Annotated in this window: 14 protein-coding genes and 2 pseudogenes; 11 read left to right on the top strand and 5 right to left on the bottom strand. The window is 47.9% G+C overall.

What is annotated here, in order from left to right:
• Positions 1–460: 460 nt before the first annotated feature.
• The 4 genes from Q0380_RS01470 to Q0380_RS01455 all read right to left on the bottom strand — a co-directional run bounded on the left by Q0380_RS01470 (position 461) and on the right by Q0380_RS01455 (position 4108).
• Complete coding sequence (locus Q0380_RS01470) at positions 461–2182, bottom strand: HAMP domain-containing sensor histidine kinase (protein ID WP_298959273.1); 1722 nt, start codon at positions 2180–2182, stop codon at positions 461–463.
• On the bottom strand, positions 2166–2831 hold the full coding sequence (locus tag Q0380_RS01465) for a response regulator transcription factor (RefSeq protein WP_298959270.1): 666 nt from the start codon (positions 2829–2831) through the stop codon (positions 2166–2168). The genes Q0380_RS01470 and Q0380_RS01465 overlap by 17 nt, the downstream gene beginning before the upstream one ends.
• A gap of 133 nt (positions 2832–2964) precedes the next feature.
• Positions 2965–3594 carry a hypothetical protein gene (locus tag Q0380_RS01460; protein ID WP_298959267.1) on the bottom strand — a complete coding sequence of 210 codons (630 nt, stop codon included), beginning with the start codon at positions 3592–3594 and terminating at the stop codon, positions 2965–2967.
• Between the two features lie 13 nt (positions 3595–3607).
• Positions 3608–4108 carry a PepSY domain-containing protein gene (locus Q0380_RS01455; protein ID WP_298959265.1) on the bottom strand — a complete coding sequence of 167 codons (501 nt, stop codon included), beginning with the start codon at positions 4106–4108 and terminating at the stop codon, positions 3608–3610.
• Positions 4109–4315: 207 nt separating this feature from the next.
• Between Q0380_RS01455 and Q0380_RS01450 the strand changes: the two genes are divergently transcribed.
• Positions 4316–5932 (top strand): phosphoethanolamine--lipid A transferase, encoded by a 1617-nt coding sequence (locus Q0380_RS01450; protein ID WP_298959263.1) that lies wholly within the window; start codon positions 4316–4318, stop codon positions 5930–5932.
• A 204-nt stretch (positions 5933–6136) separates the two neighbouring features.
• On the opposite strand, the gene Q0380_RS01445 is transcribed toward Q0380_RS01450, so the two are convergent.
• Positions 6137–7027 carry a LysR family transcriptional regulator gene (locus Q0380_RS01445; protein WP_298959260.1) on the bottom strand — a complete coding sequence of 297 codons (891 nt, stop codon included), beginning with the start codon at positions 7025–7027 and terminating at the stop codon, positions 6137–6139.
• 156 nt (positions 7028–7183) lie between these two features.
• On the opposite strand from Q0380_RS01445, the gene sdhA reads away from it, so the two are divergent.
• The 10 genes and pseudogenes from sdhA to Q0380_RS10470 form a co-directional block, all read left to right on the top strand.
• On the top strand, positions 7184–9064 hold the full coding sequence (gene sdhA, locus Q0380_RS01440) for an 8-methylmenaquinol:fumarate reductase flavoprotein subunit (protein ID WP_298959257.1): 1881 nt from the start codon (positions 7184–7186) through the stop codon (positions 9062–9064).
• Complete coding sequence (sdhB, locus tag Q0380_RS01435; protein ID WP_298959255.1) at positions 9061–10035, top strand: 8-methylmenaquinol:fumarate reductase iron-sulfur subunit; 975 nt, start codon at positions 9061–9063, stop codon at positions 10033–10035. The genes sdhA and sdhB overlap by 4 nt, the downstream gene beginning before the upstream one ends.
• 10 nt (positions 10036–10045) lie before the next feature.
• A complete protein-coding gene (sdhE, locus tag Q0380_RS01430; protein ID WP_297896025.1) occupies positions 10046–10903 on the top strand; it encodes an 8-methylmenaquinol:fumarate reductase membrane anchor subunit in 858 nt (285 codons plus the stop codon).
• Positions 10904–11292: 389 nt separating this feature from the next.
• Positions 11293–12438 (top strand): hydrogenase small subunit, encoded by a 1146-nt coding sequence (locus Q0380_RS01425; RefSeq protein WP_298959251.1) that lies wholly within the window; start codon positions 11293–11295, stop codon positions 12436–12438.
• Between the two features lie 2 nt (positions 12439–12440).
• Positions 12441–14162 (top strand): nickel-dependent hydrogenase large subunit, encoded by a 1722-nt coding sequence (locus Q0380_RS01420; protein WP_298959249.1) that lies wholly within the window; start codon positions 12441–12443, stop codon positions 14160–14162.
• A 3-nt stretch (positions 14163–14165) separates the two neighbouring features.
• A complete protein-coding gene (cybH, locus tag Q0380_RS01415; protein ID WP_005870440.1) occupies positions 14166–14840 on the top strand; it encodes a Ni/Fe-hydrogenase, b-type cytochrome subunit in 675 nt (224 codons plus the stop codon).
• Positions 14837–14932, top strand: a pseudogene (locus tag Q0380_RS01410) (hydrogenase expression/formation protein); the annotation flags it as partial. The gene cybH and the pseudogene Q0380_RS01410, both read left to right, overlap by 4 nt.
• Positions 14933–14992: 60 nt before the next feature.
• Entirely contained in the window at positions 14993–15715 is a 723-nt protein-coding gene (locus Q0380_RS01405) for a hydrogenase maturation protease (RefSeq protein ID WP_298959495.1), read from the top strand.
• Positions 15699–17336, top strand: a complete 1638-nt coding sequence (locus Q0380_RS01400) for a hypothetical protein (protein WP_298959246.1) — start codon at positions 15699–15701, stop codon at positions 17334–17336. The genes Q0380_RS01405 and Q0380_RS01400 overlap by 17 nt, the downstream gene beginning before the upstream one ends.
• A 284-nt stretch (positions 17337–17620) precedes the next feature.
• Positions 17621–20701 (top strand): annotated as a pseudogene (locus Q0380_RS10470) (Sua5/YciO/YrdC/YwlC family protein); the annotation flags it as partial.
• Between the last annotated feature and the right edge of the window lie 1405 nt (positions 20702–22106).

The following is a 22106-nucleotide window of genomic DNA, read 5'->3' as shown; positions in this document are numbered from 1 at the left end:
CTAAATTCAAATCCTCTAGAGCCTAATGTGGCGTCTTAGAATTTTAGCAAAGGTTTATCCTGTAATACTGCGCCGTGAAATTTCAGCGAAGGCTTATTTTGCCGCATATCTCAAAATTCTTAAATTACCCGCGCCGGCCTACTTAAGCTCTAAAGCGCTTGCCTTATCACTTCGCCCAAGAGCAAAATGCTGCGCCTTGCCTTATTAATTTGCCGCGGAATTTCGCGGTAAAACTAAATTTTAAAATTTGGCCCATTTAATTTGGCCCATTTAAATTTAAAAGCGCACGACTATCACAAAAATCATCCGATATTATTGGCGACGCCGGCCTAATTTTAAAATTACACCATCACCCCTATATACGGCTATAGTCGTTAAATTTTAAGCAACAATAGGCGATAAAATTTTTAAGAATTTCGCCGCCCAGCATTTCTTTACGCCACCAAGCCCACAAAACCGCCTAAACCTTCTTAAACTTTACGCTAAATTTGCTTCCGCGTCCTACTTCGCTACGTAGTAAAATCTGCGTGCCATGGATCTTTGCGATTTGTGAGGCGATGGCTAGCCCGAGCCCTGCGCCGTTATTTTGCTCGCGATTTCTGGAACGCTCGATTTGATAGAGCTTGTCCCAAATTTTATTTTGCAAGGCAGGCTCGATGCCCTCTCCGTCGTCGCTTATGCTAAGTTCGCACGCGTCTGCACTGACGCAAAGCTCTAAAACGACGCTGCTGCGCGTAAATTTTAAAGCATTGCTTAAAAGATTGTTAATCAGCCTGATCAAAAGCAACTCATCACCGTTTACGTGCACGCCCTCGGCTATCTGTGAGCTAAAGCTTAGCCCTTTTTGTGCGCACAAAAGTTGAAAGTCTTGCGCGCACTCGCTTGCGATTTTACTTAAGCTTACGGGTGCCAAACACACGCCGCGCTGCAATCGGGCAAGCTCTAAAATCTGCTCTATTAGCGCCGAAATTTTACGCGCTTGATTGTTGATGACCGCGAAACTCTCCTTTGCCTCACTCGCGTCTTGCTCGTAGGCAATGGCGTAGTCGCTTTGAGCCAGTATGACGGCAGCGGGCGTACGCAGCTCATGCGAAAGGTCGGCGCTTAGCTGCCGCTCGCGCTCAAACGCGCTTTGCAGTGATGCTAGCATTTCATTAAACGTAGCTGCGAGCGTGCTTAGCTCATCCTTGCCTCGCGGTAGTTCTATTCGTCGCGTAAAATCGCCGCTAGCTCCGATCTCGCTAGCTGTACGCGACATAGTGCGCACGGGCTTAAACGCTCTTTTTATGATCGCGTAGCCGCCGTAGATGACGAGCACCACAAATAGCGGCGATAGGATAAGAGCGATCAGCATCACGCGCTTCATCGCAAGCTCAAACTCGCTAACTGCGATGACGCCGCGTATCCATGCACTGCGCCCTTTGATCTGCGCGTCGTAATAGAAAAACTCGTCGTCATCAAGCTCCACCTCGCGCGCGCCTTGACGCGAGAGCGGCAACGCAGGATCGAAGCCTTTAGGCACAAACCCCGCGATCACGCCGCTTTGTCCGTCATGTTCGTAGAAAAATACACCGTCATCAAAGCTTTTAAATTTTCCCTCGCGCGCGGCTTTTTGCACTAGATGGGCAAGCTTTTTTTGGCTGACGGAGCTTCCTGATACTTCGTCTAAAATATAGCCGCAAATGCCGATAATAGCGCCTGCAAGCGCCAAAATAAATACGCTGTAATAAAGCGTCACGCGTAGGCTGATAGGTAGCGCGCGTGAGCTAAAATTCTCCTTAGCGGTTGCAAATATTCTAGATAAGGCTTGAGTAAAATTTCTTATCGCGATTTTAGCCGAGAAATTTTGTCCTTGACTTTGCGCGAGGACGCTATTAGAATTTTGCGCTAGATCAGGCGTTGCGCTTGTAGCAGAAAAATTTGGCGTGGAATTTGCTGCCAGATTTTGTGTGGAATTCCGTTTAAAATTTGACGCCTGGCTTTGAGTAGAATTTAGAGCCCGGTTTAACTCGATATTTTGCGTGGGATTTTTCTTGCGGCTTTTCTTTAAACACGCAAAATTATGCGTAAAATTCTGTTTAAAATTTCGCACGAATTTTAATATAAAAAGCGCCATAGCGGCAAAAATCTGCTTCGTAATCGCCGAAATTTTAATCCAAATCTTGCTATTTTGCCACGACATAGCCAAGCCCTCGCTTCGTTTCTATTATATCGCCGTGCTCGCCTAGCTTTTTGCGGATATTTTTGATTAAAACATCGATAACATTTGAGCTTGCTTCGCCGCTAAAATCCCAAATGCTCTCGCCGATTTGTTCGCGGCTTAAAATCGCACCGCGATTTAGCATCAAAAGCTCTAAAATTCTATATTCCTTACCCGTTAGCTCCACTACCTCGCCCGCGCAGACGACCGATTTTTTGCTTAGATTTAGGCGCACTTGCCTTATGATAATTTCGTTATCCGCAGTAGCGTTTTTGCGCCTAATAATTGCGCGAAGTCGCGCCAAAAGCTCACGAAAATCAAAGGGCTTAACCATATAATCGTCTGCGCCCAGATCAAGCCCTGCGATGATATCTTCTTTGGCGTCCCGCGCAGTTAAAAATAAAACCGGCGTTCCCAGTCCGCGCGCCCGCGCCGCCTTCAAAAACTCAAAGCCGTCCATCACGGGCATCATCGCATCAAGCACGATAGCGTCATATTTTGCGACATCCAAAAACTCTAGCGCTTCCTTACCGCAAAAGGCGCAATCTACGCTGTAGTAGCCGTCCTTTTTCAGACATTTTGCGATGATTTGATTTAGATCTTTTTCATCCTCGACAAGTAAAATTTTCAAAGCGTTCCTTTAAAATTTTGCTAATTCTAATCCGCCATTTTAGCCAAAAACGCATAAATTTTGCGGCGCCTTGGATGTGTAAACCCGCTCGCTTTTAAGCACCGTTAAATTTCAGTAGCGTTAGGGAGTTGCACTAATTTGCAGGCGCCTTTTGCCTAGCTCTAATCTCGCTTGCCTTTTTATCCGCTACGCTTCCTAATCGCCCTAAAAAATTTAGCGCACCTGCTGTGATATTTAACGCAAAAAGCCCAAATCCTACGCAGCCAAGCTTGAAATTTTGCTTAGCGATTTCGCGTTTGCAGCGGCTACAAAGCACCGGCTTGAAAGAATTACAAACCTCCGCGCAGCTTGCTGCACTGGCAGAATCTCGCGCGCTTGCGAAATTACTTGTATCAGAAAAATTTTGCGTATCGGCGAAATTTTGCTCACTAGCGAAATTTTGCGCACTTGATAAGTCATGCGTCTGCGAAGAATTCCGCTCGTCCTTATAATCTTTCGCTTCCCAAGAATTCTTTCGGTTTTCGCGACATTCCACGCTAGAAAAATCTTTAGAATTTTGCTCGCAGGACGTGGGTTTCCGCTCGCTTGTTTCGCTCGCTAAATTTGCCGAAAAATCCTGCGCATTTTCATCTAAATTTTTAGCCGCGTCTACATTTTGGGCGCCATAGTCAGCGTTTTCGTTTATGCTAAAATCCCTAGCGTCCAAAGCCTCGCTAGTTTTGGCGGAGTTGTCCACTCCGCTCTTTAAGCTTTGATTTTTCATCTCACGCCTTTGCTTATTTTTGACGCTGCAAGATCTGCTCGCCCGTAGCGGCGTCGATTAGCACCTCTTTTTTGCTCATGCCTTGGCGCAGTTTGACTTCGTATGCAGGCTTACCGCCGTTACTTTTTAAATCAACCTCGCGAAAATCCCAGCCGGCGTTTGCGCTAAGTGCTTTGGCGCGAGCGTCTGCGGCACTGATTTTGACCTGCGAATAATCAATTTTACTAGGCTTTAGCTTCTTTTGCGTTTGAGTCTTTAAAATTTCGCCGCTTTGAGCGTCGATTTTGATCTCGCTTTCGCTACCTTCTTTATACGACTCGATCTCATAGATGAGCCTTCCGTGCTCATCGTCGATTTCTACGCTTTTTATAGTTGTGTCACCAAAGTTTTGTTGCGCGATCCCTATCGCTTGATCGAATGAAACTTTAGCGTCTTTTTCGCTAAAACTTCCTGCGTTTAATGCACCCGCAAGGGCGAATGTAGCGGCGAGTGCGCCTAAATTAAGATTTTTCATCTTTAATCCTTTTAATTTTATTTCCAAATTTTATTTTGGATGGCGCAATTTTAAAATTCCAAGATGAAGCTAAGATGAATACGCGCGGAATTTTAAAATTTCACAAAAATTTTGCTGCGATTTGTGAGATACGAAGCGCGGAATTTCCGAGTATTTACCAAAACGCCGTAAAATTTCAACTTGAAATTTTATCTCAAGGAACGCTTCGTGCCTAGCTTTTTTAAAAATCCGTCGCAGCAGAAGCTTATTTTTCTAAGCTCGCTTGCTTTTGTGGCGTTTTTTAACTTCTCGTTTTTTAAAAATATCATAAATGCCTACGGAATCTCGGGGCTAAATTTTATCTATCTTGTCTGTGACATGGCGGCTTTGATCGCTTTTTTGACACTATTTTTTACGATTTTTAGCTCGCGTTATACAACCAAGCCGATTTTGATGATATGCTTTTTTATTTCGTCGTTTACGGCGTATTTCATGGATAGCTATAACGTCGTAATCGATTCGGAGATGATCCGTAACGCAGCCCAGACGAACTTTGCCGAGTCGGCGGATCTTTTTAGCCCGAGACTAGCGATTTACGTGCTGGTGCTGGGCGTCTTGCCCTGCGTGCTGATCGCTCACTTGCGCGTTAGATACCGTCCGCTTAAATTTGAAATTTTAGCCAAACTCAAAACAGCGGGCATTTGCATAATAATCATCGCGGCGTTGCTTTTTGGATTTAGCAAATACTACGCGTCGTTTTTCAGAGAGCATAAAATTTTACGCAGCTACGCAAATCCCGGATATTGGATCTACAGCGGCGTTAAATTTGCCGCAAAATCTAAAAATCAAGGCTCGCAGCCTCTGATGCAAATCGCTACGGACGCGCATATCGATGAAAATTCTACAAGCTCAAAAAAGCTCGTCGTCGTAGTCGTGGGCGAAGCGGCGAGAGCGGATAGATTTTCGCTAAACGGCTACGAGCGAGATACTAATCCGCTACTAGCCAAAGAGCAGGGCGTCGTAAGCCTAAGTAATACCCATTCTTGCGGCACTTCGACGGCGCAAAGCGTGCCGTGCATGTTTTCGTTGCTAAATCGCGAGGAATTTAGCGTCGAAAAGGCTACGGAGGAGCAAAACGTATTAGACATACTAAACCGCGCTGATGACATGGCGATTTTGTGGCGCGATAACAATTCCGATTCCAAAGGTGTGGCGCTGCGCGTGAAATATCAGGATTTTAAAATTCCGCAAAATAATCCGATCTGCGACGTAGAGTGCAGGGACGAGGGGATGCTTGCAGGGCTTGATAAATTTATCGCCGAAAACGCGGGCAAAGATGTATTAATCGTGCTGCATCAGATGGGCAATCACGGGCCTGCGTATTTTAAGCGCTATAAGAAAGAATTTGAAAAATTTAGCCCCGTTTGCCGCGATAACGAGCTTGAGAACTGCTCGCAGCAAGAAATTTCAAATGCCTACGATAACGCGATTTTATACACGGATTATTTTTTAAGCAAGGTTGTAGAATTTTTAAAACCATATTCTAAGACGTACGAAACGGCGATGATCTATATGAGCGATCACGGCGAGAGCCTCGGCGAGGGCGGCGTTTATCTGCACGGTATGCCCTATCTTTTTGCTCCCGAGGCGCAAAAGCATATCGGCGCTATTGTTTGGCTAGGTGAGGGAAAAATGCGCGAAAGATACGATCTGAGCGTACTTAAATCGCATAAGGATGACGCTTTTTCGCACGATAATCTTTTTCACACGCTGCTTGGAATTTTTGAAGTAGATACCAAGGTGTATAACAAAGATTTGGATATTTTAAGCGAAGTCAAAAATTAGAATTTCGCGCTAAATTCCGTCGTAAATTGTGAGTGAAATTTCAGCAATAAAAAATTCTATTGGCAAAATTCTAATTTAAGCTTAGTTTGAAATTTTACCTAAACTTGAACGAAATCTACTCTAAAAATTTTTATGCAAAAGCTAATGTAGAGGCAAAGTGCTGCAAAAACTCAATCTCTCATTTATCGTTGCGAGCTATGAATTTTAAATTTCATTAGAAATTTTACGTGCAGTTTTGATAAATGCCTGCGCTAGATGGTTTAGACGTTTGCCTTTTTTATAGGCGATTATCAGCGTATTATCGAGCTCGCGCGCGCCTACGTCAAAGAGCTTTATCCTGCTTGCCTTATCTTCTTTTATCATCTGCGGTATGCTAAAGCACGCTCCTGCGCCGCTTGCGACGATAGCATTGGCGATATCAAAGGTCTCCGTACGGCATAGCACTTTCGGCGCAAAGCCTGCGGCGGTAAAGAACGCATCTATCTGCTCGGCGCTTCTTAGGCTTTGATTAGGCAGGATGAATCTTTCCTCTTTTAAGCGCGAAATGTTAATTTTGGGAACAGATTCGTTTTTAAACTCAAGCGAGAGCGGATGGGTGGAGCTTAGAGCGACATAGGTTTTTTGCGTTAGAATTTTAACCCCATCAAGCCCGCTCATATCGATGGGCAGTATCAGCATACCGACATCAAGATCGCCCCGAAGTAGCATTTCACGAATGCTAAGCGCAGAAGAAAATTGCGTAATTTGCAGATCCGAATCCTTAAATTTCTTGCAAAACATCGGCAGTAGCGACGGTAGCAGATTATAGCCGTTTTGCGAAAAGCCGATGCGAATTTTATCATTTTTTACGCCGCTTATTTCAGAGATATCGCTTTTTAGGTCGTTTATGGCGTCAAAAATGACTTTTGCTTTACTAGCGTAAATTTTTCCCGCGCGCGTAAGCGAAATGGGATTGCTCGTGCGGTTAAAAAGCTGCGCTCCAAGCTCACGTTCCAGTGATAAAATGCTCTGTGATAGCGACGGCTGCGGGATTTTAAGTGCCTCGGCAGCCTTAGTAAAGCTACGGAATTCTGCTACTTTTAATACTAGCTCCATGCGATGCAAATTCATTTAGCCTCTCCAATTGATAATTTAATTCTTATGAAATGATACACTAAATAATATTTGACTTATGTTAAAAATGAAACTAAAATTACGTTTTTAGTTTAGAACTTTAAACTTAAGCTAAGAATTTCTCAAATGGAGAGGAAAATGAGCGAATCAAATTTCAACAGACGCGATTTTTTGAAATCGGCCTGTATCAGCGTCGGCGCGCTTAGCCTTAGCGGCTGTGTGGATACCGACAAGAGTAAAAGCACAGACGGCGGCAACGAAGGCGGCCTTCCTAGTGTGGATGTACTCGTTATCGGCTCGGGAGGCGCGGGTCTGCGTGCAGCCGTAGCGGTAAGAAAGAGTAATCCAAATCTCAGCGTAGTCGTAGCTACGAAGATGATGCCTTCGCGCAACGCCACCTGTATGGCGGAAGGCGGTATCAACGGCGTTACGAGTTTCAGTGGCGGCGATTCGTATAAACTCCACGCCTACGACACCGTAAAGGGCGGCGCATATCTCGTAGATCAGGACGCCGCGATTAAATTTTGTGAGCTTGCGGGTCCTACGATTGCCGAGATGGATTACATCGGCACGCTGTTTTCCAGAAACGCTAGCGGCGGCGTGGATGGCAAAGAAAGCGGCGTCCCGGGCGGCGTAGCACAGCGATTTATGGGCGGCGCGTCTAAAAAACGATGCAACTACTCCGCGGATAAGACGGGTCATATCTTGATGCACGCCTGTTTTGACGATGCGGTCAGCAACGGCGTGAAATTTTTAATCGATCACGAGCTGCTTGAGATCAGCGCGCCTGAGGGTGAATGCGAGGGCGTCGTGCTTCGAAATATCCAAACCGGCGATTTTTATCCGGTGCTTTGCAAAGCCTTGGTAATCGCTACGGGCGGATATACGAGGATGTTTTACAACCGCACCTCGGTGCCTTATATCGCTACCGGCGACGGCATCGCGGCGGCGCTTCGCGCAGGTCTTGGATTTAGCGATCCGGAGATGGTGCAGTTTCATCCGACCGGTATCAAAAGCGGCGGCGCGCTCATTACCGAAGCTGCGCGCGGCGAGGGCGGATATCTGCTCAATAACAAAGGCGAGCGCTTTATGAAAAATTACCACGAAAAGATGGAGCTTGCGCCGCGCGATGTCGTAGCTCGCGCGATCGAAACCGAGATCCGCGAGGGCAGGGGATACGGCGAGGGGCTAGGCGCATACGTGCTACTTGACGTAAGACATCTCGGAAAAGATAAAATTTTAAAAGCCCTTCCTAAGATCAGACACACCGCCATTTTGTTTGAGGGTATTGATCTAATCGAACAGCCGATTCCGATTCGTCCTACCGCTCACTACTCGATGGGCGGCATTGAAGTGTCTAAATTTGACGATATGAGCACTAAAATTTCGGGGCTTTACACTGCGGGCGAGGCGTCTTGTATCTCGATTCACGGCGCAAACCGCTTGGGCGGAAATTCTTTAACCGACGCCGTCGTAACGGGTAAGCTCGCAGGACTCGGCGCAGCGGATTATGCCGCGAAGCAGGAGGGATTCGGCTCGGGTAAAAGAGCGAGCGAGCTCGCGCAAAAATGGCAGGCTAAATTTAAGCAGATCGCAAACGGCTCGGGCAAGGCAAACGAGATGTATGAGTTGCGCGAAGAGCTAGGCGCGCAGCTTTGGGATAATATGGGCATCTTTAGAACCGGCGAGAAGCTCGATCTGCTTTCGCAAAATTTAGAGAGTATCAGAGCGCGCTACGACGAGCTACGCGTCGCGGATGTAAATCCGGTTATGAATACCGCATTTACCGACTACGTCGAGCTTGGAAATTTAATCCTGCTTGCGCGCTGTGCGTGTTTGGCTGCGCAAAAGAGGCTTGAAAGCCGCGGCGCTCACACTCGCGAAGACTATCCGAAGCGCGACGATAAAAATTTCTTAAAGCACAGTATCGTGACGATGAACGACGCGGGCGAGCTAAACTTGGGCTACAAAGAGGTCGTCGTTACGGAATTCTCTCTTGACGGAAGGAAACCTCAATGAAATTTATCATAGACCGCTTCGACGGAAGCAAAAATTATCAGCAAGCCTATGAGCTTAGTTTGGAGCAGATCAAAGGAAAGACCCTGCTTGGAGTTTTGCAATTTATTAAGCAAAATTTAGACATCACTTTAAATTTTACCGCAGCGTGTCGTATGGCGATATGCGGAGCCTGTGCCGTGAGGGTAAACGGACACTCATATCTCGCCTGCGATACCAAGATGGAGGCTTTGCTTGCGGAGTATGAAAATCCTGATAGCTTTACGATCTCGCCGCTAAATAATTTCCGAGTGATTTCGGATCTGGTGGTGGACTGGGAGCCTAGTATCGAGAATTTAAGAAAGATCAAACCGACCATTACGCCTAAGAAAGAATTTAGCGCCGATAAGGGCTGTAAGCAAAGCCCCGAGCAGATGGAGCGCGTCAAAAAGCAGTGGGATTGTATACTTTGCGGCTGCTGCGCTAGCGAATGCAATAAGCTTGGAGCCGATGCAAGCGATTATATGCAACCTTTTGTTTTCACGCATGCTAACCGCGCCGCGTTTGATTCAAGAAGCAGGGACGCTATGCCTCATCTAAAGCCTGCGGTACTAAACGGATTATGGCTATGCGTGCACTGCCAAGAGTGTGCCGATCGCTGCCCTAAAGGCATAAGCGCTCAAAGCGATATCACCGCACTTCGCGCTCTAGCGATGAAAAAAGGCTTAACCGTAGGAAGCGGTCCGGGACATGCCGAGGCGTTCCTACTAGACATCGTAGAGGGAAGCGGAAGATTAAACGAGATCAAGCTTGCCTTAAGAAGCGAAGGCGTATTTGCAAATATGGGCAAGATGGACGTAGCGGCAAATTTAATGGCTGCGGGCAAGATGAATCCGCTTCATGCTTTCGGCGAAGAGGAGATCGAGGGTCATGCGCAGCTCGTTAAGATGATAGAGGCCGCACGCAAGGCTCAGGCTAGCGGCGAGATAGAATAAGGAGGAGAGGATGAATAACGAATTTGCATTTTTCCCGGGTTGCGTTTTAAGTCAAGCCGCAAAGGAATCTAAAATTTCACTTGAAGCGATCGCTCCGGTGCTGGGTATTAAACTTCATGAGATAAAAGGCTGGAGCTGCTGCGGGGCTAGCCAAGCTCAATGCGTCGATCCTATGGCGAGCCTAGTAGCCAATGCCAGAAATATCGCGCTAGCCGAGGGTATGAATATGCCTCTGCTAACTACCTGCTCCACCTGTATGCTAACTCTAACTAAAGCAAAGCTAACCTTGGATAAGGGTGCTAAAAGCTATATCAATACCTTTTTAAAAGAGGGCGGTATGCAGTATCAGGGAAGTACCGAGATAACGAGCCTGCTTTGGGTGCTATATCAAAGCTTAGACACGTTAAAAGCTAAAGTCGTAAGACCGCTAACAAATTTAAAAGTAGCGCTATTTTACGGCTGCCACTCATTAAGACCGGAGCGCGAGCTTAAGAAAGAAAGCTCGACCAATCCAAAAAGCTTTGAAGCGGTAGTTAGCGCACTTGGCGCTCAGATAGTGCCTTTTGAAAAACGCCTTGATTGCTGCGGCTTTCACGCTAGCTATCCTGCGGTAAAATCGGTATCTAAAATGTCAAGCGAGATCGTAAATGACGCTGCCGAGCATGGAGCGGACGTCGTAGTTACCCCTTGTCCGCTATGTCAGATGCAGCTAGATATCTATCAGGAGCGATACCAAGAAGCGATGAACTCAAAGGCAAGAAAGCCGATCATCCACCTATCTCAGCTGGTAGGCCTTGCTCTTGGGCTAAGCAACGAGCAGCTTGGACTAAATATCAATATCCAAGATGCAACGAGACTGGTAAGCTGATCTTTGGAAATTTTCTAAAGATTTAACGGATGATTTTGCAAAAATACTTCGCCGCGGCGCACAAACAGTGCGCCTGCTAGTATCGCACAAAATCATCCAACCTACGCCTGCTTTATCCTAAAATACTTTTCGCCGTTATAAAATTCTTAGATAAAATTTCACTGCTTCGTAAATTTTAATGCTTCATAAAATTTAATGCTTTCTCCGCCGTAATTTAACGTTTCGTCCGCCGCGCTAAATTTCTATCTGTCTTTTATTTTTAAATTTAAAACCTGCTAGACGATGAATAAATATAAAATTTTAATTAAATCTAACGAAATTTAAGGTGCATGAATTCTAAATTTCGATAGAATGCCATTTAAAAATATCCTAAATTTCAGGAGGACATTATGGTTGATTTAGCTCAAATTTCGGCTAGACTTGATGCCGTTGAGCGTTTGCCGCAAATAAAAGCGGAGGAAAGCATACAAGAAAGGCTTAAGAGCAAAGGTTTTTCGCGTCGCGATTTTATGAAATGGAGCGGGGCGATGACCGCGATGCTTGGGCTTCCGGCCGCATTTGCACCGAGCGTGGCGCGAGCTGCAGAACTTGCGGATCGCTTGCCAGTGATCTGGCTTCATATGGCGGAGTGCACGGGCTGTAGCGAGAGCTTGCTACGCACCGAGACGCCTAGCATCGACAGCCTCATATTCGACTACATCAGCCTCGAATACCATGAGACGATAATGGCTGCCGCAGGCTGGCAAGCTGAGGAAAATTTAGAGGGCGCGATCGAAAAATACAAGGGGCGCTATATCTTAATGGTCGAAGGCGGAATTCCAAGCGGCGAGAATGAATTTTTCCTAACCGTGGGTCCTGAGGGCAAAAGCGGAGCTCAGCACTGCAAACACGCGGCCGAAGGCGCTGCGGCAATATTTGCGATCGGCACCTGTTCGAGCTTCGGCGGCATCCAAGCCGCGGCTCCGAATCCGACCGGCGCCGTAGGTTTGGACAAAATCATAAACAAACCCGTCATCAACGTCCCGGGCTGTCCGCCTAGCGAAAAAAATATCGTCGGCAACGTGCTAAATTTTATCCTTTTCGGCACGCTTCCGAGCTTGGACGTTTATAACAGGCCTAAATGGGCTTACGGGCTGCGAATACATGATCTGTGCGAGCGCCGCGGACATTTCGACGCGGGCGAGTTTGTAGAAAGCTTCGGCGATGCGGGCGCGAAGGACGGATACTGCCTTTATAAAGTAGGCTGCAAGGGTCCTTATACGTTTAACAACTGCTCGCGCGAGCGTTTCAACTCCCACACTAGCTGGCCGGTACAGGCGGGTCACGGCTGCATAGGCTGCTCGGAGCCTGATTTTTGGGATCATATGGGACCTTTTGAGGAGCCTTTGGCGGATCGCCTTTATGAAAGTGTTTTCGGCGGGCTCGGCGCTGATGCTACCGCTGATAAGATAGGTGTCGGAATTTTAGCGATCACGGGTGTTGCGGTAGCGGCACACGCGGCGATTGCGTCATTTAAGAAAGATAAAGGGGAATAATCATGTCGCAAAGAATCGTAATAGATCCGATAACCAGAATTGAGGGACATTTAAGAATAGAGGTCGTAGTGGATGATGAAAACGTCGTCCGCGAGGCTTATAGTAGCTCCACTTTATGGCGCGGGCTTGAGACTATAGTAAAAAACAGAGATCCGCGCGACGCGGGATTTTTTATGCAAAGAATTTGCGGCGTCTGCACCTTCTCGCACTACAAAGCGGGCATCGTCGCGGTAGAAAATGCCCTCGGCATCACTCCGCCGCTAAATGCCTTGCTGACGCGCACGCTGATGGCTAACGCGCTATTTTTACACGATCACCCGGTGCATTTTTATCAACTCCACGGGCTTGATTTCGTGGATGTCGTAAGCGCTCTTAGCGCCGATTCTAAAAAGGCGAGCGAGGAGGCGTTTAAATACTGCGATACCCCTTATGCGTGCGGTGCCGATAAACTAAAAGAGGTACAAGATCGCGTGGGCGCTTTCGTTAAAAAGGGCGCTTTAGGGCCTTTTGCCAACGCCTACTTCGGCCACCCAACATATAAGCTTAGCCCGGAGCAAAATTTAATCGCTCTTTCGCACTATCTTGAGTGTTTGCGCATTCAGCGCACGGCGGCTCAGATGATGGCGATATTCGGTGCGAAACAGCCTCATCCGCAAAGCCTCACCGTAGGCGGCGTCACCTGCGTAATGGACATCCTAAGCCCTGCAAGACTGGGCGAATATATGTCTAAATTTAAAGAGGTCGCGGACTTCGTAAATCGCGCCTACTATCCTGATCTCGTAATGGCTGCGAAGGCTTACGGCAATGAGCCTAGCGTGCTAAACGATATCGGCGTGGCAAATTTATGGACTCACCAAGAATTTCAGCTTTCAAAAAACGAATGGCTATTTCAAAGTGGCATGATCCTTGACGGCGATATTAGTAAGGTTTTGGAGCTGGATGAGAACAAGATCACCGAGGAGGCAACGCATGCGTGGTATAAAAATGATGCGGCGCTTCATCCTTACGACGGCGAGCAGGAGCCGAATTATACGGGCCTTAAGGACGAACAGAGCATCGACGCGCACGGCAAAGAAGCGCATACGAAGGTGCTCGACACCCAGGGCAAATACACCTGGATCAAGGCTCCGCGATACGACGGCAAACCGCTTCAGGTAGGACCGCTTGCAAATATCGTGGTAAATTACGCTAAGAAAAACGAGCGCGTAGTAAAAGTCGTGGATCAATTCCTAAAAGACGCCGGCTTGCCGCTTGAGGCGGTATTTTCGACGCTTGGACGAACGGCGTGCCGTATGATTGAGGCTAAAGTCGTAGCCGACAACGGACTGATTGCGCTAGAAAATTTGATCGCAAACATCAAAAGCGGCGATACCGAAACCTGCGCAAAATATGTAATCGATAACTCAAAAGAGTACAAAGGTCGCTATATCGGTCACGTGCCGCGCGGCGCACTTAGCCACTGGTGCAGGATCGAAAAAGGCGTCATCAAAAACTGGCAGGCGGTCGTGCCGTCTACTTGGAACGCCACGCCGAAGGATAAAGACGGCGCTATGGGCGCTTACGAATCCTGCTTGATCGGACTTAAGCTTGCCGATCTTTCTAAACCGCTAGAGATCATCCGCCGTATCCATTCATTCGATCCTTGTATCGCCTGCGCCGTGCACGTAATGGACGCTAAAGGGGCGGAGCTCGGCTGCTATAGGGTAGATCCCAGCAAAGGATAAACGATGAAAAAAAGATTTGCGGAATACGAGTTCTCAATCGGTCTTAGGCTCACGCACTGGCTGCGTGCGCTTTGCATTACGATTTTGGTGATCACCGGATATTATATCGCTTTTGTTTTTACCGCGCCCGAGGTAAGCCCCGAGCCGGTGCTTTTCATGCAGGCTAAATTTAGATTCGTGCATCTGATCTTCGGCTTTGCGATGATTGGCGCAGCGATCTTTAAAACCTATCTTTTCTTCTTCGATAAAAAGAGTAGAAAAGAGCTTTTAAGCATCAAGGATTTTTTTAGCCCGCGCGTCTGGATAGCTCAGATCAAATACTATATCTTTTTGGGCGAGCACCCGCATCTTCGCGGCGTTTACAACCCGCTACAGTTCATCTCCTATCTGGGCTTTTATCTAGTGCTGTTCGTAATCTGCCTAACGGGTATGATCTTATACGTGCACGTCTATCACGAGGGGCTCGGCGGCGCGCTATATGGGCTCTTGCGCCCGCTGGAAGCGGCGATGGGCGGTCTAAGCGAAGTGCGAATGATACATCATCTTTGCATGAATATCATCATAATCTTCGTGCCGATCCACGTCTATATGGCGGTCTTTAACGCCGTCAAGGGCAGGGACGGCGCGATGGATGCGATCGTAAGCGGCTATAAATTTAAAAAGGAAGAGCACGCTTGAGAGTGCTGGTACTGGGTATCGGCAACGTTATCTACGCGGACGAGGGCATAGGCGTGCACTTCGTCCGCGCGCTCGCGCAGAACTATAAATTTTATCCTAAAGCTGCCGCACGAAATTCTAAGGCGGGCGAGAATTTTGCGGCGCAGAATTTTATGCAAAATTCCGCCCAAGTCTCTGCGATACAAAATCCTACCTCGCAAAATTCCATAGAACGAGACTCCTTGCAAAATTTCGCGGATGAGAATTCTATCTTTAAGCAAAATTTCGCGACAGCAAATTTAGACCGAAATTCTACTTCAGAACATTCCGCAAAGCAGAATTCCGCTTCAAATTTTACTTCGCAAAATTTCGTAATAAATTCTGCAGCGCAAAGCTCTATCAATGCGGATCTTATTGCCGAAAATTCCGCCGCGCCGAGCAATAGCGCGGATCAGATCCGCTTTATCGACGGCGGGACGCTGGCTAGCTTTTTGATGCCTACGATGGCGGAATTTGATGAAATTTTGCTCGTCGATTGCATAGACGCGGATGGTGCAAAGGGCGGCGAGGTATATTTTTTCGACTACGACGCGATGCCCAAGCAGATCAGCTGGAGCGGCTCGGCACACGAGGTCGAAATGCTTCAAACCCTACAGATGATGGATCTTTGCGGCGATCTACCTCACGTTAAAATTCTAGCGGTCGTGCCGCAGCGCATCGAAGAAGCAAGCTTTAAGCTAAGCTCCGCGATATTGGAATCCTCAAAAATCATGGAAAAAACGGCGCTTAAGTACCTATCGGATCTTGGTTTTGCGCATGAAAAAATCGCCGATCTTAGCGCCCAAGATATCGCGGATCGATTTGCAAAAAAGGGGCGAGATGATAGTAGCATATGAGTTTAACTACCTTAATGAAAACGCGCTGATAGCGCACTTCTTGCTGTTTTATGCTCGCAAAAGCGCACTTGAGTTTTGTCTGAAAAAAGAGGCGAGCTTAATAAGCCTTTTCGTGCGCGGCGGCGAGGATGAAATTTTAAAATTTAGCGACGAGGCGATGCCGCTGATTCCAAACTCCATATTTTTGGCAAAATCCTCCGTGCGCGTGGTGGACGAGGGCAGCGCCGAAGCGAAAGAGCTGAAATTTAACGGCACGTTTGAAGATACGTCCTCGGGCGATTTAAGCAAATTTTTAGAGGATGAAATTTCAAACGCGGCCAGTCAGGCTAAATTTAATAACTTTACTCCGCGAGTGATGAAAGAATACCTCGCTCGCGCCGAGCCGTCTCAAAACAAATTTGGAATAATAAGCGGTGCTAGTGTGCTTCATGAGGGAAAATTTGAAGCGGTATGCAGGGAGAATTTCGCCGGCTTACTGGAGTTTTGCCGCATAAACTTATTTCATGCTCAGCAGGTGCAGATTAAGCGCGGCAGCGCAACTTTCACGCTCAAGGCGGACGTGGATTTTAGCGCCGATTTTCTGATAGCTGCAGGAGTGGGGGCGCTGGATGGGATTTTTGTGAGCGACGAAAAGAGCAAAATCGCGCTCGCAGCCTTTGAAAAGCCGCTCATAAGCCTAAAAACCAATGCGATCTTTAGAAAAAATCACGAGGGCGCGCCTAAATTTTTTGACGTAAAGCTTGCGGGCGACATATTCGTGTTTGCGCTGGGGCGCGCTTTGGCAAGCGACGGGATCTATTTTTTAAGCGCAAAATGCGAAAGCGCGGCGCAAAAAGATAAAATTTTTAAAGTCGCGCCGCTGCAAAACGGCTTTTTGATCGTGCAAAACGAGGATTTTTTAAGCGGCAGCGCAAGCTCCTATCTTAAAAACTCAAACGACAAAAACTCCGCTCTTTTTGCGCTTACGTGCCGCGAAAAAGGGATTTTCAACGACTCCAAAAAACGCGTTTTGCGCTGTTTTTTGGGCGTGGGCGCGGACGACGAGATCGCAATTTATGGCGAAAGCTCTAAAAAAATTCTGCTTAAATTTGATCTGCCGCGCAGTTTTGACGAGCTTAAGGCTCAAATTTGCGCGGACGAAACGGGCGCAAAGCTGTTTGAAAATTTCAGCGCCAAATTTAACGTAAACGCCGTAAAAATCGATGAAATTTTAAAAAGCGCAAACGCAGGATTTCACAGCATCTTTAACGTCGCCGCACAGCTTATCTGGGGGCGCGATACGGCATTTTTGATGGCGGCTGCGGAGGATTTTGCGGGCGGCAAAGGGGTGCGACTCGATTTTTGTACCGATGAGAGCGGCTACGTGCAAGCGGATAAAATTTTGCGCTCGGCGATGAGCTATGCGCTCGCAGGCGCCAATGAAAAGCTGTTTGCGTTCGGATTTTTCGATAGTTTGGGCTATTTTTTAAGCGATCTGGCGGATGAGCGCAAAGAGGATTTTGACGTTTTGATTTTCGGTGGCGCGATGTTTAGCGGGCGCAAATTTGCGGATTTGATGCTTAAGCTTTGCAAAAATTTTGACGCGAGCTTTAGCGATAGCTTCGCGCTTGAAGCTCGCTAGATCGGGCGTATATGCGAATTTTTGGCAAAGCTCCTAAGTCTTATCCGCAAAACAGCGAGTTGCGCGGACATTGCGGCGCCGATAGCTGCGTCATGCTGGTAAGCTTAGCGCAAACGAGATCGCGCGAAATTTCAAAAAAACGGCAAAGGGCGCGGGCGTGAAGGAACAAATTTTATTAAATTTAGAGCATATTTTGAGGCGCCCGGTACGTTTTGTCCGCCTGCTGCGAGCGCAAATTGCTTGCAAAACAGCTACTGCAGCGCACAATTTATGAAAGCACGTGCATGAAAGCGGCTAAATTTGAGGTTTTCGGAGCAGTGCAGGGGGTCGGGTTTCGCCCGTTCGTCTACAAGCTAGCCGTGGATTTGGGGCTAAAAGGCGAAGTTTATAATGACGGCGAGGGCGTTAAAATCATCGTTTGCGCAGATCTTTCCGAGCCACAAAAAGGCTCTATTGATAAAAATTCCGCCCCTTTAAATTTAGATGAGCCAAATTCTAACGAAATTCAAGCGCAGAAAGTATCGTCATCAGCTGCTCGGTCTTTAAATTCTGCCGAGTCGGATTCTAACAAGGCCGCCAACTCATCACAAAATTTTGCAAGTTCAAATTTAAATGAGAGCTCCTTTTCACAGCAGAACGCACCGAACTCGCCAAGTGATTTGACCGGCTTGCCGCGCGATTTATTGAATGATTTAGCAAGCCTGCCTGATTCAGATTTGACGAGCTTGCCGCATGATTTGACGAGCAATTTGCAAGCTGCAGAGAGCGAGAAATTTTTACCAAACTTATTCGAGACCGATCTAAACGAGCAGGGCTCCATTTTGCCCGCTTTGTCGGATCAAAATTTCGTCGTGCAAAATTTGTCGCAGCAGCGCGGTACGTCGCAGAATGAATTGCCGCAAGGCTCGCAAAATACTAAGCGCGACTTACAAGGCGCGAAGGGTGATTTACGGGGCTTTAAACACGATCCGCAAAGCGTCGAGCAAGATCTGCGCGAAGAAGAAATTTTAAAAATTTTCAAGCAGCGCCTTTGCAGCGAAGCGCCGCCGCTTTGTCGTATCGATAAAATTATCCGCACCGATCTAAATACACAAGATTTTACGCAGAATTTTACTGATTTTAAGATCACACAATCCAAAGAGGGGCGTAAATTTAATCCGATTTTGCCCGATTTTGCGATCTGCGATCAGTGCAAAAAAGAGTTTTACGACCCGCAAAATCCGCGCTTTCACTACCCATTTATCAACTGCACGGATTGCGGCCCGCGCCTTAGCATCATCGCCGCGCTGCCGTATGACCGCGCAAATACCACGATGAGGGCGTTTGAGATGTGCGAGTTCTGCCGCGGCGAATACACGGACCCACTCACGCGCCGCTATCACGCCGAGCCGATCTCCTGCCCGCACTGCGGTCCGCAGCTGTTTTTATGCGGCGTGAGCGGTGAAATTTTATCAAGCGGCGAGGAGGCGATAGCGCGCACGGCGGAGCTTTTGCGGCGCGGACAGATCGGCGCGATCAAAGGGATGGGCGGCTTTCACATCGTCTGCGATGCGACGAACGAGCGCGCGGTACGCATGCTACGAACGCTCAAAAAGCGTCCGAACAAGCCCTTTGCGATCATGTGTCGCGACGCAGCGCAGGCAGGGCGCACGGCGAGCTTAAGCGCAGAGGAAGAGGCACTGATAGACTGTAACGTCAAGCCGATCGTGATTTTAAAAAAGCGCGAGTTTTCTTGGCGCACGGCAGCGGATTTCGGCACGCAAAATTTAAAGGCGCAAGGCAAAAATCATATATCGCCGAAATTTGCGAGCGACCAAGAAAAATCGGCGCAAGAGCAGGACTCTGAGCTACAAAATTTACGAAATTCCGTAGCGCAAAATTTTATCACGCAAAATGCTGAAGTTTTCGCGGAGCAGGGCGGGTTACATAGTGCGCAAATTTTTATCAAAACGGCGCGCCGTAATTTCGCCTGCGATACGCTAACGGCAAACGACTCGCAGTGTGCGGCAAACAAGCTAGAGTACGCATACGATGGGTCTGATTTGCAGTGCGCGGCTAAAAATTTGAGCTCGCTGCAAGCAGAAGGCGGGCTAGAGCTGCGATATACGACTAATGAGTTAAATTTACAGTCCGCAGTGGATAGCCAAGACTCGCAATGCGCGGCGAATGAGCTTGATTCTCGGCTTGCGACGGACGAGTCTATTTCGCAAAATTTAGCAAATATTCAGAGCTTGCTACATGTTGAGGATGGAGTAGACTTGCAGCGCGTGGCATGCGAGCCAAGTCCGCAACAGACGATAAATTCGCAAGACTCATGCTCTGCGCAGGCGTGTGTAGCGGACGCGCACGGCGCATATTCCGATAACATGGGCGATTTCGTGAGTTTACCTGCGAGCTTTTCGGCGATTTTTAGGGCAGGCATGATTTTTATCGCTCCAAGCGTGGCACCAAACCTTAATAAAATCGGCATTTTCCTAGCCAACACTGGCGTGCATCTGCTGCTTTTTGAATACTTTGATCGCCCGATCGTCGCCACAAGCGCCAACATTAGCGGCGAGCCCATTATTTTTAGCGGCGAGGAGTTGCGCGCGAAGCTGGGCGGCGTAATTTCGTTTTATCTGGATAACGACCGCGAAATTTTAACGCCGAGCGACGATAGTATCGCCTTTTTACCGCAGTTTGAAGCGCGAGCTTCGGCGCCCGGTTCAAAAACGGCTTACAATTCGAGCAAAATTTCCGAGTCGCTTCCGACTTGCGCCAAGACCGAAAATTCCGTAAAAAATTCAACCTTAGCACAGAATTCTGCGACGAATTCCGTGTCTATCCAAACTCTTACTACTTCGCAAAATTTTAAGGAAAATTTCGCAGATAGGCGAAATTTCGAGAACTCGCAAAGACCTTCCGATACGGATACAAGTTGCGACGTCGCAGATTTCACTTCAAAAAACAGCCGCGACTCCGCAAATTCGGTGCCTCAAAAAAACCAAGATGACGCAAATTCTGTCGCCGAAGCGGACGCTCTAAATCGCGCGCTGTTTTTGCGAACATCTCGCGGAATAAATCCAAAAATTTTCCCTAGCAAATTCCGGCTAAAAGGCACTTTCCTGGCGCTCGGAGCGGAGCTTAAAAATGAGTTTGCGATCTACAAAGACGGGCAAATTTTCATCTCGCCCTACATCGGCGATCTTAAAAACGTCGCCACGAATGAGCGATTTTTCGCGCTTTTGGATATGTTCGTGCACGCCTACGAGCTGAAGTTCGACGCCGTCATCGCGGATTTGCACCCGCAGTTTTCACACACGCGATTTTTTGAGCAGCGCGGATACCCCATGATCCGCTACCAGCACCATTTCGCGCATCTGGTGTCGAATCTGGCGCAAAATGAGCTGCTTTTTAGCGGCAAAAAATACCTCGGCTTCTGCTTCGACGGTACCGGCTATGGCACGGACGGCACGATCTGGGGAGGCGAGGTGATGATTTTTAACGAGTTCGGCTTTAATCGCGTCGCAAAATTTGACGAGATCGCGCTTATCGGCGGTGAGAATGCGATAAAAAACATCTACAAGCTTGTGCTCGCGCTCATATTTAAATTTAATGCAAAGGACGTTGCGCGCGAGTTTTTGGCAAAATTTAATGCGAGCGAAGTAGCAAATTTAGAAAAAATCTCGCCACGTGCCGTCCGCTCAAGCTCGCTAGGGCGGCTGTTTGACGCGTTTGCTGCGGTCATTTGCGATCTACGAGCCGTCAGCTTCGACGGCGAGGCGGGCATGCGACTTGAGAACCTATATATCGATGGCTGCGAGCAGAGTTACGAATTTACGCTGCGAAAGGAGGGCGAAAATTTTATCCAGAACGCGCCGCAATCCGCTTTGCAGCAACGAAGCGCCAATGATTTGGCAAGCGAAGCGGAGCAGGGCGGTTTGAATGTGCAAAATCATAGCGGCGTGAAAGATAGCTGCGCGTTGCAAGGCGGTTTTAAAAAGCTTGAGGGCGATATGGCGAGCAAAAATGAGCTTGAGTGGGCGGCTCGAAACATCGCTGGCGGCGGTGAAAAGAATACAAACGTCGCCGTAAATTCTATAAAGCAAGCGTCTACCCTGAATTTAATAAATTTTGAAAGCAAAAACGCCGCTGATGCGGATCAAATCCTGCAAAACGGAGCTTGCGCGCCGAGCCTTGAGGGCGAATGCTACGTGATCGATTACGAAGAGGCGTTTTTGCAGGCTTTGAGCGATGAGCCGCGCTTGGCTGCGACGAAATTCATCAACGGCTTGGCAAACTTCATCGCGGAGTTTGCAGAGAGCTTTGGGCTCGAGGTCGCGCTAAGCGGCGGGGTCTTTCAAAACGCGACGCTTCTAAATCTTACATGCGCAAAGCTGCGCGCGCGGGGCATCAAATTTCATCTAAACCGCGCCGTTCCTTGCAACGACAGCGGCATCGCATACGGGCAGCTCGCGGCGTATCTAAGCGAAATTTCGCGCTAAGCTCGTCCACAAAAAACGCAATTATAGCCGTTAAGCTCGCTCTTTGTAAAATTTATTAGTCTCATTCGCCGCTAAATTTAATGGCTTTACGCCCTGCCTGCTCTTTGCGCAAATTCTAACGCTACGGGCGATAAAATCCACCGCGGCTAGCTTTCTAAAATCGCAAAATCAGCGAACAAATTTGCGCCTTGCCGTCTTCATATGTCATAGCCGAAACGTTAAAATTTTAAAATTTAATGGCGCGCCGTTTCCTGCCATAGCGTCACGGCGCACCACTATGGCAACC

Origin of the sequence: uncultured Campylobacter sp., assembly GCF_937959485.1 — a bacterium.
Taxonomy (GTDB): domain Bacteria; phylum Campylobacterota; class Campylobacteria; order Campylobacterales; family Campylobacteraceae; genus Campylobacter_B.
This window is presented reverse-complemented; position numbering and strand designations above follow the sequence as displayed.

What these genes read in the sequence shown, in the direction of transcription:
- Q0380_RS01445 (WP_298959260.1), bottom strand. Translation starts at nt 7,027, where the DNA reads ATGGAGCTAGTATTAAAAGTAGCAGAATTCCGTAGCTTTACTAAGGCT.
- sdhB (WP_298959255.1), top strand. Translation starts at nt 9,061, where the DNA reads ATGAAATTTATCATAGACCGCTTCGACGGAAGCAAAAATTATCAGCAA.
- Q0380_RS01405 (WP_298959495.1), top strand. Translation starts at nt 14,993, where the DNA reads ATGCAAAATTCCGCCCAAGTCTCTGCGATACAAAATCCTACCTCGCAA.
- Q0380_RS01460 (WP_298959267.1), bottom strand. Translation starts at nt 3,594, where the DNA reads ATGAAAAATCAAAGCTTAAAGAGCGGAGTGGACAACTCCGCCAAAACT.
- Q0380_RS01420 (WP_298959249.1), top strand. Translation starts at nt 12,441, where the DNA reads ATGTCGCAAAGAATCGTAATAGATCCGATAACCAGAATTGAGGGACAT.
- sdhA (WP_298959257.1), top strand. Translation starts at nt 7,184, where the DNA reads ATGAGCGAATCAAATTTCAACAGACGCGATTTTTTGAAATCGGCCTGT.
- sdhE (WP_297896025.1), top strand. Translation starts at nt 10,046, where the DNA reads ATGAATAACGAATTTGCATTTTTCCCGGGTTGCGTTTTAAGTCAAGCC.
- Q0380_RS01470 (WP_298959273.1), bottom strand. Translation starts at nt 2,182, where the DNA reads ATGTCGTGGCAAAATAGCAAGATTTGGATTAAAATTTCGGCGATTACG.
- Q0380_RS01455 (WP_298959265.1), bottom strand. Translation starts at nt 4,108, where the DNA reads ATGAAAAATCTTAATTTAGGCGCACTCGCCGCTACATTCGCCCTTGCG.
- Q0380_RS01425 (WP_298959251.1), top strand. Translation starts at nt 11,293, where the DNA reads ATGGTTGATTTAGCTCAAATTTCGGCTAGACTTGATGCCGTTGAGCGT.
- cybH (WP_005870440.1), top strand. Translation starts at nt 14,166, where the DNA reads ATGAAAAAAAGATTTGCGGAATACGAGTTCTCAATCGGTCTTAGGCTC.
- Q0380_RS01400 (WP_298959246.1), top strand. Translation starts at nt 15,699, where the DNA reads ATGATAGTAGCATATGAGTTTAACTACCTTAATGAAAACGCGCTGATA.